Raw genomic sequence first — 16,115 nt, 5'->3', positions numbered from 1 at the left:
TTCAAATGACAGAAAAACTTGCGCTTAACGACTACCCTATTCATGAATTGATTCGCAGTCGCTGGAGTCCTAGAGCTTATAGCGAGCAATCTGTAGAACAAGAGAAGCTACTCTCATTACTAGAAGCGGCTCGCTGGGCTCCTTCTTCTTACAATCATCAACCGTGGAGTTTTATTGTTGCTACCAAAGATGACCCCACGGAATACAATCGGTTACTGAGTATCTTGGTTGAGTTCAATCAAGGATGGGCAAAAACCGCTCCTGTGCTGATACTGGCTGTTGCTAAAGTTCGCACTGATGATGGCAAAATCAACAGATACGCATTTCATGATGTCGGACTGGCCTTAGAAAACCTGATTCTTCAAGCCACTTCTTTTGGTTTATTTGCCCATCAAATTGGGGGATTTAATGGAGACAAAGCCAAAACAGAATACCAGATTCCAGAGGACTATGAACCCGCTACAGCACTCACGATTGGCTATCCAGGAGATCCACAGAGTCTTCCTGATGGACTCAAAGAACGTGAACTAGCTCCCCGTGTCCGTAAACCTTTACAGGAATTTGTGTTTACCCAAAAGTGGGGAAAAACCTCATTTTTGTTGAAAGATTAGAGTTCACAAAATATTCAAAGTTTAGTTAGTATTTGATATCTTTTGCCACAAGCCTATTCAGGTTTATAACACTAACTATTTAAGATTTGGGATTTTGGATTAAATATCTATTTCCCAATGCCGAAGCACAAGTCCTAATTGACAAAGGAATTTAAACATGGCTGACATTAAGATTTATAGTGCGGTAGTTTGTCCTTATGCTCATCGTACCCGCTTGGTACTTCAAGAAAAGGGCATTGATTTCGATTTGATTGAAATTGATTTGCAGAATAAACCAGCAGGATTTACAGAAGTTTCTCCATACGGAAAAGTACCTGCGATTACACATGGGGAAAATCGAGTTTGGGAATCAGCAGTTATTAACGAATATCTGGATGAAGTATTTCCTAATCCTCCCCTTTTACCTAGCAACCCCATTGCCAAAGCTCAGGCTCGGATTTGGATAGATTTTGCTAATACTAGATTAGTTCCTGCTTTTTCTACGCTGTTACGCAGTCCAGATTTCCAAAAACAAGAAGAAGCGAAACAAGAACTTTACAAACATCTAGAATTGATTGAAAATGAAGGGTTAGGAAAACTTTCGGGAGATGGTCCATACTGGTTTGGTGAATCTATCAGTTTGGCCGATTTTACCTTTTTCCCCTGGTTTGAAAGATGGGCTGCTCTTAAACATTATCGTGGCTTTGGTATCCCTGCTGAATTCACTCGTGTGAAACAGTGGAAACACGCGCTTAAAGAACGTGAATCAGTCAAAGCAATCGCTCAGTCTAAAGAGTTCTATATTGAGCGATATGCTAAATTTGCTGCTCCTGTTCCTGTGGCTGCTTAGTCAAACACTGCATTCAACTATTCCTAAATTGAGAACACAAATTTATGAGTTATCAAAACATAGAAGTTAAACCAATTGCTGGACGTATTGGGGCAAAAATTAAAGGTGTTAATCTAGCTGAAAACCTCAGTGATGAAATCATCGGCGAAATTAGAAAAGCCCTAGTTGAATATAAAGTCATCTTCTTTCGTGGACAGGAATTAGATGCTAATGGACAAGTAGCTTTTGCACAGCGTTTTGGTAAAATAACTACTGCACATCCCACAGTTCCATCACTTCCTGGACATCCAGAAGTATTGGACTTAGATTATAGCCGCACCGTTGCCCGTGCGAATAGCTGGCACACAGATGTAACATTTGTAGATCGTCCGCCCCTTGGCTCGGTCTTGCGGGCATTGGTAATTCCGCCGACGGGAGGGGATACTATTTGGGCAAATTCGGTGACTGCATACCAAGATTTACCGAAGCATTTGCGGAATTTAGCGGATAAACTTTGGGCTGTACATAGTAATGCTTATGATTATGCCACAGCCTTCGATATACCTGAAGAGGTAAAATCTTACCGAGATGTGTTTACTTCAACAGTGTATGAAACCTTGCATCCAGTGGTGAGAATTCACCCTGAATCTGGGGAAAAGGGTTTGTTTATTGGTGGTTTTGTGCGCCAAATTCCCGGTTTATCTCCCACTGAATCAGCCGATATTCTGCGCTTGTTGCAATCTTATATTACACGACCTGAGAATACAGTACGTTGGCGGTGGAAAGTTGGTGATGTGGCATTTTGGGATAACCGCGCTACTCAACATTATGCCATTGCCGATTATGGAGATCAACCCCGTCGGGTGCAGCGTGTAACCATTGCTGGTGATCTTCCTTTAGGTATTGACGGTGGGTATAGTCAAGCCATTCAAGGAGATTCTGCGGCATATATTCCCAATCTTGTAGCAGCTTAATCATTAGTTAACTGTAGGGTGCGTTACACTTTGCGGTAACACACCATTTTGATCATAAATTTGATAATTTAAGGAATTGGATTTTATGGCTTTAACACCTTCGACCATGTTACCTTTGGGGACTTTAGCACCTGATTTTTATCTCCCAGATGTGGTTTCAGGTCAAACGATTTCATTGGCAAACTTTGCGGATAAAAAAGTATTGGTAGTTATCTTTCTGAGTCGTCATTGTCCTTTTGTGCAACATATCAAATTGGAATTAGCAAAGTTGGGACAAGATTACAAAAATAAAAATGTCGGGATTGTCGCCATTAGTTCTAATGATATTAATACTCATCCTGATGATGCACCAGAATTACTCAAAGATTTCGCCCAAGAAATAGATTTATCCTATCCTTTGCTTTATGATGAAAGTCAAAAAGTAGCTAAAGATTTTTTTGCAGCTTGTACTCCAGACTTTTTTGTATTTAATGCTAATAGAAAGTTGGCTTATCGAGGACAGTTAGATAATAGTCGTCCAAAAAATGGTTTACCTGTAACTGGACAAGATTTACGGAAAGCGATTAATTATGTTTTAGCAGATGAGCAAATTACTTGGGAGCAAAAGCCGAGTATTGGTTGTAATATCAAATGGAAAGCAGGGAATGAGCCGGTTTATTATAAAGTTCCGGTAGCGGTTGGGTAGTTAGGGATTTTCTCAAAATTCTCATGTGGGGTGTAGAAAACAGATGCTACAATCTATATGTATGTAGCTACCAACACCCCTATGAATAATCAGGCTTTCTACATTTGGCTTCAGCAAGGCCAAGACTTATGGGATCAAATCCAGCATTTTATTATTAACAACAAAGATATTTTTATTGTCTCCTTTGGCACAGGTAGCTTACTTGCCATTGTACGCTTTATCTGGTGGGTAGTCCAGCAAAATCGCAAGCGTAAGCTTCTACCTGATACTTTCCCATTCGAGGTTATTAAACCACAAAGCAACGCCTTACAAATACTTTTGGGTGGTAATGAAAATGATCCATTAGCTGATTACAAAATCCCCTATCAGGATCGTGTTCCAGGGCGTAATACTCAAGATGAACTTAAACAGAAATTAGATCAACATCGTTGGTTATTGATTCTCGCACCAACAGGATGGGGTAAAACAAGAGAAGCAGCAAATTTAGCCGATAGACTTAATAACGAAGGCTGGACAATTCTTAAACTCAAGCGTGGTGAATGGCTGGAAGCACCACCCATATTACCAGAAGATAAGATTGGCACAGATCGCAAGTTGCTTTTTTTTCTTGATGATCTGAATAATAAAATGTCTGGTGGACGCATTGAACAATCACCAAAGGCCGATAATCCACTACAACCCTTAAATAAGCCACTACAAGAACGGTTGTTTAATACACTACAAGCTTACGAACAATTCTGTCGTAAAGAAGATATTCGGATTATTGCTACAGCCAGAAATGAAAAAGAAAGAGAATTTTCTGATGAACCCAGCGAATGGGAAAAACTAGAATTTGATAAATATTCATTTTGGAAACGCTTTGAAATTTATGATTTACCTGAACCTAATGAAGAAGCAATCATTGGAGTTTTGAGAGAAACGATACCCCAAGCGAATATCCAAGCTAATCCTGATGATTATTCTCGCATTGCTCAAAGAAATGATCGCACTTTTAGAAACATTGTTGAGAATATCCGCAGTACAAAAAATTATGATCAGTTTCTGACAATAGATACCTTTCGCCCCACACTAAAAGGGACTTGGAAGGAACGCTATCAAAAGATAGTCAAACAATATCCTGTTGCAACTTATATTTATGATGCTGTGGATTTATTGGAGCAATTTGATATCCAGCTTTACCGATTTACTGTAGAGGCCACGGCAAAACTTTTAGCTGGTGGTAATATTTTGCAGCATTTATGGTACGGGTGGCAAATTCGGATAGCGATGAAGTTCTTGATTTATAGTGAACGTATTTTAGAACCACGTGATGGACAAATTGAAGCAAAAGGAAGACGGATAGAATCAGGTAAATATATATTACAGTTATCGAATTTGCTTGTAGAACTAGAAAGGCAATATCCTACAGAAATGTTATCTTCTATATTTAACTTTGGATATGAGCTTTCTCAATTTGGTCATAAAAAAGAAGCAATTAATGCTTATGATGCTGCCATCAATATTAAACCTGACGACTACGAAGCTTGGTACAATAAAGGTAATGCTTTTTATGATTTAGGTAACTATAAAGAAGCAATAATTGCTTATGATACTTCTATCAATATCAAACCTGATGATCATGAAGCTTGGTATAATAGAGGTCTTACCCTATCTGCATTAGGTAAAAAGAAAGAAGCAATAATTGCTTATGATACTTCTATCAATATCAAACCTGATTACTATGAAGCTTGGTACAATAAAGCTTGCTGTTACATCTCATTAAAAAATCTTGATCAAGCAATCTATAACTTACAACAAGCCATTAATCTAAATTCTGAAGAATGTCGAGAATTAGCAAGAACTGATTCTGATTTTGACAACATTCGCAATGACCCACGGTTTCAAGCATTATTGCAAGAATAAATAATCAGATTATCTGGACTACCATCAAACCCTAACCCACAGCATATTCTGTAAACTTCCTCATAAAAGGAGACTGAAATCCCAAAACAATATCCTCCTTGGGAACTCCCACAGCAACTAAATTTTCTGCAATATCATCTTCAGTACCATTCCATTGCAGCCAAATTTTTTCACATTTAATATCAATATGAATAATACAACTATGTATCCATTCTTGACCTTCCCAACCTACATGAACTATTTGATAGTGGTCACGTTGTGTATCAAAAATTGTCTCAACTTCTATATTCCCGTTAGCAGGTTTTTGTTCGCTATATTCTTGTAAAATCTGCTGTACAAGCTGGCGATATTTAGTTAGTTTATCCATTCTGTAATCACCTCATGCTCTACATCATAAATAATCATTTTGACTTGATTCTCTTCAATCATATCTCTAGGAAAATCAAGATTAAAAAATGTCTTATAGGTTGTTAAAGGTACTGCTAAATACAAAACCCGATCTGGCTGTCGTCTTCTTAATGCACCTCGATAATTAATAAACTGTCCTAACGCTGTATGAAATTCCGAAATTGCAGATGATCTCTCCAAAAAACTTTTGATTTCAACAGCAATTTTTTCTCCTTGTTTTTCCGCCGCAATCAGCTTTTCTGCGGCTAAATCAATAGACAAATTTACCCCGCCTACACTAATTGATAGGGGATCGTGAGTAATCTGCCAACCGTCCTTCTGTAGAGCTTTTTTGACAACTTCATGAAAGACATCTTTAGCCGACATACTGATCCCTAATTATATTTCCTACATATATCTTACAATATTAACGCATTTCTTCCTTTGCGCCTTTGCGCCTTTGCGCCTTTGCGTGAGATACTTTCCCCTATAAATCCTCATGCAAAGCCCCCAACTTCCTAATCTCCGGCCAAATCATCGCCGTCGCAACCACTACCAGAATCGTCCCAATACCCCCACCAACAACAGACAACACTGGACCAAATAAAGCCGCAGTCAAACCAGACTCAAAACCTCCTAACTCATTAGATGCACTAATAAACACACTATTGATAGCCGCAACTCTTCCCCGTAAATGATCAGGGGTTTTAATTTGCACCAAAGTATGACGAATCACCACACTAATACTATCTAACGCCCCACTGAATGCCAACATCAACAACGACAACCACACCCAACGAGATAAACCAAAAACAATTGTTACAACCCCAAATCCCACAACTGACCACAGTAAAGCCGCTCCAGCTTTGCGGATAGGTGGTAAATATACTAATAATGCTGCCATAATCAATGCGCCTATAGATGGGGCAGCTTGTAAATAGCCCAATTCCACCGGACCAGCGTGTAAAATATCTTTTGCAAAAACGGGTAATAATGCTACAGCACCACCAAATAAAACGGCAAATAAATCAAGGGTAATGGCTGCGAGAATTAATTGATTATTCCAGACAAATTCAGCCCCCGCAGCTAGGGATTTTAAAGATACTGGTTCTTTGCTAAAATTCGTTGGTTGGGGTTTAATGGCGGCTACAGAGGCTAAACATAATAGTGAGGCGATCGCTGCTACTACATATACTCCTGTAGCACTTTTGAACAAAGCAATACCCAATCCTCCCAAGGATGGACCTATCACCGATGCTAATTGAAAGCTACTACTGATCCAAGTCGCCGCATTAGAAAAAAGATTAGTCGGTATCAACTGAAACATTAAAGCATCACTGGCTGGTTTGAGAAATGCCCTAGCTACACCCATTAATACTAAACAGCCATAAACTAGGAAAATTGCCCCTTGAGTATAAGAAATAACCCCTAAGACCAGGGAACATACTGCCAGGAGGAAAATTGCTAGTAAAGTAGTGCGTTGGCGATTATACTTATCAGCAACATGACCTGCTATTAATGTGAGTAATATCATGGGTGTTACTTGGGCTAATCCCACTCCACCCAGCGCCAAAGGAGAATGGGTACGCTCGTATAATTCCCAACCAATGGCCACGGTTTGCATTTGTCCTCCTGTAAATAAGAGAACACGCCCAATAGTAAATAACCGATAATCTCGATATCTCATGGCTGCAAAAGGATCGTGTGCAGCCTGAATATTAGGGAGGATTTGTTTCTGTTTGCTCAAAGACATTTTTTAGTAGACTTAACCCTTCTTCAATTTTTGATACTTGTTCTGGTGTCAAACCCTCCAGAATTTCCGCAATTTCCCCGCGAGTTTTTTCCTGGGACTGCTCTAAAAGCAGTTTTCCCTCTCTCGTCAAATTCAGGACTACTCGCCGTCGTTCTTGAGGGTTATCTGTACGTTGCACCAGATTTCGTTGCACTAATTTTTCTATAGTTGTGGATGCTGTAGCACAGGTGACACCTAAATGTTCTGCTACCTCAGACAAGGATGCACCAGGATTGCGATTGAGAAACGCGAGCGATCGCAATTGTGGTATAGATAAAGAGTCAGAACTGTGAGTCCGCATTTCGGCTCGGATAAACCGCATCAATAAGGGAACTGTTTCCATCACCCTAGCTGCACATTCTTTAGAGGGTTTATCCAAACTCATAAGACTGTTTTTCTCCAGATTACATTGCTACCCGTGGATAAAGTCGGCCACAGATGTAGGTTAAACCTATTAATGTTAGCAAGAGAATTGTACAATCTAACCCAAATCCATAAATACTTGAGCCATTGGCCAGCATTGCACCGCGTAAAGCATCCACTTCATAAGTCAAAGGATTCAAGTGAGAAATTAATTTTAACCAACTTGGCATCAAGGAAATAGGATAGATCGCATTACTGGCAAAAAATAACGGCATGGTGATTAATTGCCCAATTCCTGTAAACCTTTCCCGTGATTTCACCAAACAACCGATAATTAAGGAAAAAGTACAAAAACAACCAGCACCTAAAAACACAATCAAAACTACTTGTAAAAAAGCCAAAGGATTGTGATTTAAGTGTACACCTAACAACAAAGCCAAGATATAAATAAACACCACTTGAGAAAAGCAACGCACACCAGAAGCTACACCTTTACCTAAAACAATGGCAGCGCGGGGGATGGGTGCGGCCAGAAATTTATGAACAATGCCTAAATCGCGTTCCCAAATTAACGTCATTCCCCCAGAGAAAATGGCCACAAATAAGGCACTTTGAGCCAAAATACCGGGAGTCATAAAATCCAAGTAAGGTATATTACCTGTAGGGATAGCACGAGTGCGAGTAAAAACTTGTCCAAAAATAATTAGCCATAAAGCCGGTTGTACAGCCCTAATCACTAAATCACTAGGATCATGGCGCAGTTTTCGTACTTCTAACTCAGTAATTACCAGGGTTTTGGTAAATAGTTCTTTGATGCCAGAAAAAATCCCTTTGGGGCGATTATATTTCGGTTCAACCCAATCGTTGGGAGGTACGTCTAGTTCTTGCAGTTTCACTGTAACTCACTCCTGATACTAATTGATTTCCTGCGTAGTGGATGAAGACATCATCTAAAGTTGCGTCTGGTTTTTCTATGACAGCTTTTAATTCTGAAGGTGAACCGGTGATAATTTCTTTACCTTGGTTCATAATCACCACTCGGTTACAAAGATTATCCGCTTCTTCTAAAAAGTGGGTAGTTAAAAAGATCGTTGTACCGTACTCTCTACGGAGTTGCTGTACAAGTTGCCATACTTGGGTTCTTGCAACTGGATCTAATCCCACTGTTGGCTCATCTAGAAATAAGATTTGGGGTTGATGTAAAATGGCTTGGGCAATTTCTAACTTACGAATCATTCCTCCAGAGAAGGTTCTCACTAAGCGATGTGCTGCATCCTCTAAACCCATAAATTCCAGCACCTCAGCAATTTGCTGTTTTCTGCGTCGAGGCGGAATATCATACAATTTGGAAAATATTAAAAGATTTTCATAACCTGTTAAAGTCCCATCTGCTGATAAAGCCTGGGGTACATAACCTATTACTCTTCTGACTGCATCAGGTTGACGAGTCACATCATAACCGGCTAAGTATGCTTTTCCGCTACTGACTGGTAGCAAGGTAGTTAACATCTTAATTACTGTACTTTTTCCCGCACCGTTGGGACCTAGTAAACCAAAAACCTCTCCTGCTGTTACGGAGATATTTAAGTTATCAACGGCTGTAAATTTTTCAAAGCGGCGCGTCAGTTCCAAGGTTTGCAATATTAGCGACTTTGGGACTTGTGCAGATATTTCCGCAGATTCTATTCTTCCCGTAAGTTTCGTCACGATTGGAAGACACTTCCTTTTTCAAATAATTAGAGTATCTAAATATTAGTTTGGCATATTTTTTCTAAAAGTCAAGACCAAGGATTAATGATGACAACTCCAGTACCAGCAAAATCTTTTTCGTTACGAGTAACAAGTGATAGAGAGTGTTGAAGTGCGATAGCGGCAATTAAAGAATCCATAGCGGGTAAAGGTCGGCCATTCTGTTCTAGTTGACAGATTAAATTTCCCCATAACACCATTGTGGAGACATCTATAGTTAAGATTCTGTTTTCAAAGCGATTGGGTAGGGTTTCATTTAGCCAAGTTGTGAGAGATTCTTTTCTTTTAGATGGAGTAAGTTTACAGATGCCTCTAGCGATTTCGCCAATAGTAATTACACTGAGGTAAAGTGTTTCTGGAACTTGGGCATCTACCCAATCTAAAACTTTTTGATTTGGTTGTTTGGCAACAAGTTCAGAAATTAGACAAGTATCAAGAAGGTAGGTCATGGGTTGAAGGTATCGCGGGGTAGACTGCGATCGCGGTTCAAGTCGAGTTCTTCAGCGAGTTCAGCCAAGGGGGATTGACGGAAAAATTCTGAGATTTTAGTAGGTTGTTCTGAGTTGGTATTACCTGTAGTTAGGCTTTGGGCAAGGAGTTGAATAATATACAGTTTATCGTTATGCGAAAGCTGAAGGAGTTGTTGTTCGAGTTCCGGGATAACCATGATGGGGTTTAAATGAAGGATAATTTTATTGTACTTTCAGTGTCTACTCATTTAAATGGAGCGATCGCTTTCCGCACTGGTGTAGGCGATCGCTATACTATTATTTATTAGATATTTGGTGAAAATTAATGTAGAGACGTTCTATAGAACGTCTTTACAGGGGTTTTAGAAAACGCTTATGTAATGGACACGTCTATTGTGGATAGGTTTTAGCCGCTACAACTGCTAATTTTGTATAGGAATCTCGTTTGATTTACAAAAAAATAGAACTATTGCGAAAGTATCAGGCGATCGCCAATTTTGTCTATCGCTATTTCTGGTTAAAGTGCGATACCTATGGTGCGATCGCTAACTGCTGCCGCAAGCATCGCACTACATTTTATGTCCATAGTTTGAAACCATTGTAGAGATGTTCCATGGAACGTCTCTACATTATTTTTCGGAAATGTCTAATCCATAACTTATCCTCTCGGCTTATAAATGTAAACAATTGACTCGGTATCAGTTAGTTCCTTCATGTCTACGAAATTAGAAACATTGACTCGGTATCAGTTAGTTCCTTCATGTCTACGAAATCTTGTGCATCCGATTTAGATTCAAAGTAAAAGTGCTGATCGTTAACCGCACCAAAATCCCTTCCGTACTTTGGACGAACCGTAACGCGCCACTGCCCCGACCTATCAGAATTAGAAGAATCAGAAATCGTTTTCCAAACCCACTTTCCAGCATTCATGTAAAACTGGAAGGTTTCAGTGGCTGACTTGACCCAGGAAAATGGTGCGATCACTTTCTTTGCGGTATTGTAAATTTCAACTACATCTTGAGGTTTCATGGGATATATAAGATAAAAGTTAAAGAACTAAATACTACCGTAAACCCAAATACATCCAATCCTGTATAATTAATGATTATTTTATGATTGCGTTATGCCTAACTTCTGATAAAATATACAAGCATCACCAATACATTATTTGTCAGGTAGTTATAATCTAAAAACATTAAATCAGGTAGGTTGGGTTGACGTTAGGAAACCCAACATTTACGGACGTTTGTTGGGTTGCGCTGTCGCTTAACCCAACCTACAAAAACTCTTAACCAAAGACTATTGTAATCATTAATAAGCTCCACTTGCTAAACTTTGCCAAGTTTTGATCTATCTAAAGTTGGTGAAAGTGTTACCGTTCATTTGCCCAAAACAAATATACTAGATCAAGAGGCAATTCAGAAATTCGCTGAATACCGGAATGATATTTTAAAACAGTTAAAGGGAGTGATTCGTCATCATGGTTAGAGATATTCAGTTTACTGACCTAGAACAGTTGCTTTTCAAAATAGGTTTTACTAAAGTACCAACAACAGGTTCTCAACAAATCTATCAATATCCATTGTCAGGAACTTTGGTCATTTTACCAGCTTACGAACAAAAGGCTTATATTCAACCTGTGCATTTGGTAGCTGTACGTCGAATATTGGTAGAAAATGGGTTAATCAGTACCAATTCTTTGGACAGTTTTTTAGCAAAGGTTGCAAGCTAAAATTTCACCTATAATTACACTGTCTAAATTTTATCCAAAATCTCCCTTACCCAAGTTTCCTGTTCAAAAGATAAAGCAGGTTTCAGAACTTGTGCATAATCAATTGCTAAATGCTATATAATAGAAGTCTAAGTTATTTCCCAGATTTTACTCAAAATTAAAATTTAATGACTAGGTTTATACATGATAAATTCGCCAAAGACTATCTAGAAGAATTATTAAAAGATTATGGAGAAGTCAAAGCATCAGAAAAAGTCTCAGGAGAAATTAAAGAAATTGATGTTTTATTCACACCTGCTAAACAACAAAGTTCTAAATTACAAATACTGGGGTTACTAGGAAGACTTGCCGAAAATCCTGCAATAATAGAACCATACCGCAATCCAGCTTCTAGCGATGAAATCTGCGACTGTATTCTCAAGTTATTAGAAGTCAAGGCTTCATTGCGACGAGAAGCCAAAGCCAATAAAATCAAACTTCAGGAGTCAGAAATTCCTAAATTGTGGATTTTAACCCCCACTATCTCTGAAACTCGTTTATCTAGCTTTAGAACTATCCAAAAAGAAGGTTGGTTATCGGGAGTACACTTTTTAGCAGATCCCTTGCGAACAGCAATTGTGGTAATACACCAACTACCACAAACACCGGAGACTTTATGGTTGAGGCTTTTAGGTAGGGGAAGCGTACAATCACAAGCAATTATCGAGTTGCAAGCGTTACCATTAGATCACCCTTACCAAAAAACCACCCTGGAATTAGTTTACAACTTGCGCGAAAATTTGAGAGTAAATCAAAAACTAGAAACAGATGATAGGGAGTTAATTATGCGACTAGAACCACTTTATCAAAGAAATAGAGAACAAGCTAAAGAAGAAGGAAGACAAGAAGGAAAGCAAGAAGGAGAAAAAAACTTAATACTGCGTTTACTACATCGTCGGATTGGTGAAATTGATGCGTTATTAATCGAGCGAATTACAGGATTATCAATTGAACAGTTAGAAAATTTAGGAGAGGCATTATTAGACTTTTCTAGTGTTGCTGATTTAGAAGCTTGGTTAACCCAACACTTAATCTAATTCATTAAATCTATCAATATCCATTGTCAGGAACTTTGGTCATTTTGCCAGCTTACGCACAACAGGTGTATGTTCAACCTGTGCATTTGGTAGCTGTGCGTCGAGTATTGGCAGAAAATGGGTTAATAAATAGTAATTCTTTCGACAGTTTTTTAGGAAAGGTTGTAAGCTAAAATCCTACCTATAATTCCACTGTCTAAATATTATCTAAAATCTCCCTTACCCAAGTTTCCTGTTCAGAGGATAAAGCAGGTTTTAGAATTTGTGAATAATCAATTGCTAAATCAAATCTAGCGCGTTCATAGATTTCATTAAGTAACCTCTGTAAATCAATCACAGGTTCATCTTCTCCCGAACGCAAAGGAACAGGAAAAACAGGAATAGGATCTTGTAAATCAAAACTGTAAAGGTCTGCATCTGGTCGCTGATGACTACGGCTAACTAAAATGTGATAATCGCTTTTATTTGCTCCTAAAATTGGCAAGGATTCACCTAATCTCAATAAATCAATTTCCACTAAATTAGTTGCAGATGCTAAAATTTTCTGTCGCTTGGTTTCGTAAACTGTTCTACCTTCCTTAGACCGTTTATTTTTCGGAGAAAGTATTTCAATTACAGTCACTACTTCCCGGCTTTGTGTGGCTTTTACTTCTAAAAATCGCTCAATTACCTCCTCATACATGGGAACTTTAACTTTACTAGGTTCTACCAGTTTTGTAGTACTTAAAGTTGTCCCAGTTTCTGCATTATTATTTCTTTTGGCAACAGCTACATCAGCAATTCCCACTAGAAAAATATCATCTACACTTGTGTAAACTCGCTCCTCAATAGAAACTCTGTATTTAGGGGCAATTTGAGGAGTTAAATCATCAGCTATAGCGACAATCAAACGGTTATGTACCTGATGCCACAATTCAGGTTGTTCTAAATACGGATTCATCCCAGGAAACGGATTTTCCATTTGCACTGTCTCCAACTTATTTACATCTCTCTTGATATAATTATTTTATCGCTCTGTAGGTTGGCTTGACGAAAGAAACTCAAGCTATATTTAGTTAACTGATCAGTATTGCAATATAACCTCTCATTTAATCCACCTAATCAGATAGGAATTAGGACAATTAAAATTAACTAATATGTGTAATTATTAGTGACTTTCACTTGCTAAATTGAAAGGGTATAATGCAATAGAAAAACCCATTTAAAATATCAAATCCTAAAAATATGAACAGCTTTAAAACTCTTTGTAAAACTCTAGCTATTAGTACAGGAATCTTTTTGCTATCTGTACCTACTACCTACGGGATACCATCAAAACCGTTGTTAACTGCGAAAACCAGTTACAATCAAACAGGTTCTTGGGATGCAACTTATTATTTTACAATCAAATTACCAGAATCTCTGGCTAATTGGCAACTGCAACAGGTTGTTTTAACACAAATAGAAGGTGTACAAAATATTGAATTTAATCAGAAAAACAGTTTTGCTTTTGTAGAATCAAGTGGACAAAAAGAAAAGCTAGGTATTACCTTAGCCAAGAGTTCAACTCAACCACAAACTATCATTGCTACTTTTGATAAACCAATTTCTGCAAATCAAACAATTACTATTGCCTTAAAACCTTTTTATAATCCCGTCAGTGAAGGTATTTATCTATTTCAAGTTCATGTTATTTCTTCTGGTGAAAAGACAAATAATTTAGTTGTGGGAACTGCTCGTTTGCAATTTTATAATGATTTTGATATTCACCTATTTAATCAATGGTAAAGTGTTGATAAATTGCTGATTTTTCAGACAAATTCAGCAATATTCTTCAATTAGTTAAGAATGCTAGACGACAATTATTCAGTAGCACATTTAATTCTCCTGCAACTTGTAATGGATTTTCACGTAACATTACAGCTTCATAAGGATTTCTTCCTGTTCTTATAACAGCAGAAATTGCATCTTGATTAGAAAATCCCCGCACAGTAACTAACCAAGCCGCTAATATATGTCCAGTCCGGCCAATTCCACCAGCACAATGCACAACTACTTTTTCATTTTGTTGATTTGCTGTGATCAAAAAAGGTAGAATTTTGTCTATGAGTGTTTCTAAATCACATAAATGAAAATCTTCAATTGGTGTCCAACAAATTTTGTCATTACCAAATTCTTGCCAATATGTATCTAAAAGATGGGCATAATTAGCTAGTTGTTTTTCACTAAGTAAACAGCAAACTTGTCTGATATTTTGTAATTTCATAAACTCAATCCAATCATATACCTGATTATCAGTATATCCAGGTTGAGAAGCACCAAAAACTATTGTTTCTTGTTCCCAAGCAGGGGCAAATTTGTACATCTTTAAATAGTCAAATGAATCTTTTTAATTGCTCTTTCCGCGTAAATAGAAACATCTCGATCAGGATCATCTAGTGCTTGTTGGAGTGCATTTAAAGCATCAGCATTTTCTAAGTTACCAAGTGCTATGGCTGCTTCTTTTCTGACATCAGAATATTCGTCTGTTAGTGCTTTGATTAAATCAGGTAATAAATTTTGATCTGGCGTTTTTTGTAATACTTGAAGTGTGAATTTTCGCACTTGCCAATGTTCATCTTTTAGGGCAATTTTTAACGCCGGAATTGCGTCTGAATTAGCTTGAATTGCTAAGGATTTAGCTGCATTACGTCGTACTTGCCAATCTGGATCAAAAATCAGTGATTTAGTTAATAATTCTACAATTTCTTGATCTGCTAAATGTCCTAAAGTTAAAGCTGTTGCACGACGGACATTATTATCAGAATCATTAATTAAAGATAAAGCTGGTGGACAGATTTGTACTTGGTTTAAATAGCGCAAAGTTGTAATAGCAGCTTCTCGTAGTTCTGGATATTTGGAATCAAAAAAAGATAACACCGCAGGTAAAGATTGAACATCATGTATCTTCCTTAATAAGATTAAGATGTTAACTTGGAGATTGATATTTTCTTGATTTAGTACATCCAATAAAAGCAATAAATGTTCTGTGTTGACAAGTTCACCTAATGCTGATAATGCTTCAGTGCGAACTTCTATATCTGGGGAAGCGAGAGTTTTTAATAAAGCGGGTACAGCAAGAGGATTAGCAAGTTCCCAAAGTGCGGATGCGGCAATTTTTTGGACTGCGATGCTTTCGTCTTCCAGTGCGATAATTAAAGCGTCCACTGCTGCGTCTTCTCCGAGATGCTGTAGAGATTTTACCGCAACTAGGCGATCGCCCTCGTTAACTGATCGCAACATTTCCAACCATTGATTTAATTCTGAATCTGTATCTGTAAACATTTCTGTACCTCTACCGCAATAAGAAAGGAATTTGTACTGTAATTGCATTTGTTGGACATTCTTTTTCACAGGGTAGACAGAACCAACATTCATCATATTTCATATAGGCTTTTCCCGTCTCTGGATTTTTTGCTAATACATCCAGAGGACAAACTTCAATACAAGCAACACATTTTTCTAAACATTTAGATTCATCCACAATTACTGGGACATCTACTCTTTGATTAATTAAAGCCATAATTTTGTAACTCCCTGAGTTTATT

The 16,115-nt window shown here is 37.9% G+C and carries 24 protein-coding genes; 11 read left to right on the top strand and 13 right to left on the bottom strand.

All coding sequences use genetic code 11. The features are described from left to right. Nucleotides 1-5: 5 nt before the first annotated feature. The 5 genes from H6G25_RS11950 (at nucleotide 6) to H6G25_RS11930 (ending at nucleotide 4,980) form a co-directional block, all read left to right on the top strand. Nucleotides 6-611, top strand: a complete 606-nt coding sequence (locus H6G25_RS11950) for a nitroreductase family protein (RefSeq protein ID WP_190392677.1) — start codon at nucleotides 6-8, stop codon at nucleotides 609-611. 157 nt (nucleotides 612-768) lie between these two features. Further along, nucleotides 769-1,440 carry a glutathione S-transferase family protein gene (locus tag H6G25_RS11945; protein WP_190392676.1) on the top strand — a complete coding sequence of 224 codons (672 nt, stop codon included), beginning with the start codon at nucleotides 769-771 and terminating at the stop codon, nucleotides 1,438-1,440. A gap of 44 nt (nucleotides 1,441-1,484) precedes the next feature. Beyond that, nucleotides 1,485-2,393 (top strand): TauD/TfdA family dioxygenase, encoded by a 909-nt coding sequence (locus H6G25_RS11940; protein ID WP_190392675.1) that lies wholly within the window; start codon nucleotides 1,485-1,487, stop codon nucleotides 2,391-2,393. An 85-nt stretch (nucleotides 2,394-2,478) separates the two neighbouring features. Next, the gene (locus H6G25_RS11935) at nucleotides 2,479-3,078 is read left to right on the top strand and encodes a thioredoxin family protein (RefSeq protein WP_190392674.1); all 600 of its coding nucleotides are present in this window, start codon (nucleotides 2,479-2,481) and stop codon (nucleotides 3,076-3,078) included. Nucleotides 3,079-3,159: 81 nt separating this feature from the next. Beyond that, nucleotides 3,160-4,980 carry a tetratricopeptide repeat protein gene (locus H6G25_RS11930; RefSeq protein ID WP_190392673.1) on the top strand — a complete coding sequence of 607 codons (1,821 nt, stop codon included), beginning with the start codon at nucleotides 3,160-3,162 and terminating at the stop codon, nucleotides 4,978-4,980. Nucleotides 4,981-5,011: 31 nt separating this feature from the next. Here the strand turns inward: H6G25_RS11930 and H6G25_RS11925 are convergent, their stop codons facing one another. The 8 genes from H6G25_RS11925 to H6G25_RS11890 form a co-directional block, all read right to left on the bottom strand. Further along, on the bottom strand, nucleotides 5,012-5,347 hold the full coding sequence (locus tag H6G25_RS11925; RefSeq protein ID WP_190392672.1) for a XisI protein: 336 nt from the start codon (nucleotides 5,345-5,347) through the stop codon (nucleotides 5,012-5,014). Beyond that, nucleotides 5,335-5,754 carry a XisH family protein gene (locus H6G25_RS11920; protein WP_190392671.1) on the bottom strand — a complete coding sequence of 140 codons (420 nt, stop codon included), beginning with the start codon at nucleotides 5,752-5,754 and terminating at the stop codon, nucleotides 5,335-5,337. The genes H6G25_RS11925 and H6G25_RS11920 overlap by 13 nt, the downstream gene beginning before the upstream one ends. A 100-nt stretch (nucleotides 5,755-5,854) precedes the next feature. Beyond that, a complete protein-coding gene (locus tag H6G25_RS11915; protein WP_190392670.1) occupies nucleotides 5,855-7,120 on the bottom strand; it encodes an MFS transporter in 1,266 nt (421 codons plus the stop codon). Next, nucleotides 7,086-7,544: a MarR family transcriptional regulator gene (locus tag H6G25_RS11910; protein ID WP_190392669.1), complete on the bottom strand. Its 459-nt coding sequence runs from the start codon at nucleotides 7,542-7,544 to the stop codon at nucleotides 7,086-7,088. Before H6G25_RS11910 ends, H6G25_RS11915 begins: the two co-directional genes overlap by 35 nt. Nucleotides 7,545-7,563: 19 nt before the next feature. Continuing rightward, entirely contained in the window at nucleotides 7,564-8,349 is a 786-nt protein-coding gene (locus H6G25_RS11905; protein ID WP_347239176.1) for an ABC transporter permease, read from the bottom strand. 25 nt (nucleotides 8,350-8,374) lie between these two features. Beyond that, nucleotides 8,375-9,229 (bottom strand): ATP-binding cassette domain-containing protein, encoded by an 855-nt coding sequence (locus H6G25_RS11900; protein WP_190392667.1) that lies wholly within the window; start codon nucleotides 9,227-9,229, stop codon nucleotides 8,375-8,377. Nucleotides 9,230-9,300: 71 nt separating this feature from the next. Next, entirely contained in the window at nucleotides 9,301-9,720 is a 420-nt protein-coding gene (locus H6G25_RS11895; protein WP_190392666.1) for a type II toxin-antitoxin system VapC family toxin, read from the bottom strand. Then, nucleotides 9,717-9,938, bottom strand: a complete 222-nt coding sequence (locus H6G25_RS11890; RefSeq protein ID WP_190392665.1) for a hypothetical protein — start codon at nucleotides 9,936-9,938, stop codon at nucleotides 9,717-9,719. Before H6G25_RS11890 ends, H6G25_RS11895 begins: the two co-directional genes overlap by 4 nt. A 248-nt stretch (nucleotides 9,939-10,186) precedes the next feature. On the opposite strand from H6G25_RS11890, the gene H6G25_RS11885 reads away from it, so the two are divergent. Next, entirely contained in the window at nucleotides 10,187-10,345 is a 159-nt protein-coding gene (locus H6G25_RS11885; RefSeq protein WP_190392664.1) for a hypothetical protein, read from the top strand. Nucleotides 10,346-10,458: 113 nt separating this feature from the next. Here H6G25_RS11885 and H6G25_RS11880 read toward each other — a convergent pair whose 3' ends face one another. Then, nucleotides 10,459-10,770, bottom strand: coding sequence for a hypothetical protein (locus H6G25_RS11880; RefSeq protein WP_190392663.1), 312 nt, complete (start codon nucleotides 10,768-10,770; stop codon nucleotides 10,459-10,461). Between the two features lie 306 nt (nucleotides 10,771-11,076). On the opposite strand from H6G25_RS11880, the gene H6G25_RS11875 reads away from it, so the two are divergent. From H6G25_RS11875 to H6G25_RS21520, 4 genes are all read left to right on the top strand, one after another. After that, nucleotides 11,077-11,229, top strand: a complete 153-nt coding sequence (locus H6G25_RS11875; RefSeq protein WP_190392662.1) for a hypothetical protein — start codon at nucleotides 11,077-11,079, stop codon at nucleotides 11,227-11,229. After that, a complete protein-coding gene (locus H6G25_RS11870) occupies nucleotides 11,222-11,473 on the top strand; it encodes a type II toxin-antitoxin system HicA family toxin (protein ID WP_190392661.1) in 252 nt (83 codons plus the stop codon). The genes H6G25_RS11875 and H6G25_RS11870 overlap by 8 nt, the downstream gene beginning before the upstream one ends. A 167-nt stretch (nucleotides 11,474-11,640) precedes the next feature. Further along, nucleotides 11,641-12,549 carry a DUF4351 domain-containing protein gene (locus tag H6G25_RS11865; protein WP_190392660.1) on the top strand — a complete coding sequence of 303 codons (909 nt, stop codon included), beginning with the start codon at nucleotides 11,641-11,643 and terminating at the stop codon, nucleotides 12,547-12,549. 44 nt (nucleotides 12,550-12,593) lie between these two features. Further along, nucleotides 12,594-12,722, top strand: a complete 129-nt coding sequence (locus H6G25_RS21520) for a hypothetical protein (protein ID WP_277881750.1) — start codon at nucleotides 12,594-12,596, stop codon at nucleotides 12,720-12,722. Between the two features lie 23 nt (nucleotides 12,723-12,745). Here H6G25_RS21520 and H6G25_RS11855 read toward each other — a convergent pair whose 3' ends face one another. Then, nucleotides 12,746-13,510 (bottom strand): DUF4058 family protein, encoded by a 765-nt coding sequence (locus tag H6G25_RS11855; RefSeq protein WP_190392659.1) that lies wholly within the window; start codon nucleotides 13,508-13,510, stop codon nucleotides 12,746-12,748. A 263-nt stretch (nucleotides 13,511-13,773) separates the two neighbouring features. Here H6G25_RS11855 and H6G25_RS11850 point away from each other — a divergent pair, with 263 nt between their 5' ends. Further along, nucleotides 13,774-14,316, top strand: coding sequence for a DUF2808 domain-containing protein (locus H6G25_RS11850; RefSeq protein ID WP_190392658.1), 543 nt, complete (start codon nucleotides 13,774-13,776; stop codon nucleotides 14,314-14,316). A gap of 46 nt (nucleotides 14,317-14,362) precedes the next feature. Here the strand turns inward: H6G25_RS11850 and H6G25_RS11845 are convergent, their stop codons facing one another. Genes H6G25_RS11845 through H6G25_RS11835 form a run of 3 tightly spaced genes read right to left on the bottom strand, consistent with a single transcriptional unit; the run spans nucleotide 14,363 to nucleotide 16,090 of the window. Continuing rightward, nucleotides 14,363-14,893, bottom strand: coding sequence for a dual specificity protein phosphatase family protein (locus H6G25_RS11845; protein WP_190392657.1), 531 nt, complete (start codon nucleotides 14,891-14,893; stop codon nucleotides 14,363-14,365). Between the two features lie 2 nt (nucleotides 14,894-14,895). Further along, nucleotides 14,896-15,852 (bottom strand): HEAT repeat domain-containing protein, encoded by a 957-nt coding sequence (locus H6G25_RS11840; RefSeq protein WP_190392656.1) that lies wholly within the window; start codon nucleotides 15,850-15,852, stop codon nucleotides 14,896-14,898. A gap of 10 nt (nucleotides 15,853-15,862) precedes the next feature. Next, nucleotides 15,863-16,090 (bottom strand): ferredoxin family protein, encoded by a 228-nt coding sequence (locus H6G25_RS11835; protein WP_027401230.1) that lies wholly within the window; start codon nucleotides 16,088-16,090, stop codon nucleotides 15,863-15,865. Between the last annotated feature and the right edge of the window lie 25 nt (nucleotides 16,091-16,115).

The organism is Dolichospermum sp. FACHB-1091 (assembly GCF_014697585.1).
GTDB lineage: Bacteria > Cyanobacteriota > Cyanobacteriia > Cyanobacteriales > Nostocaceae > Dolichospermum.
The sequence above is the reverse complement of the archived record's forward strand: the minus strand, read 5'-3'. Positions and strand labels throughout refer to the sequence as shown.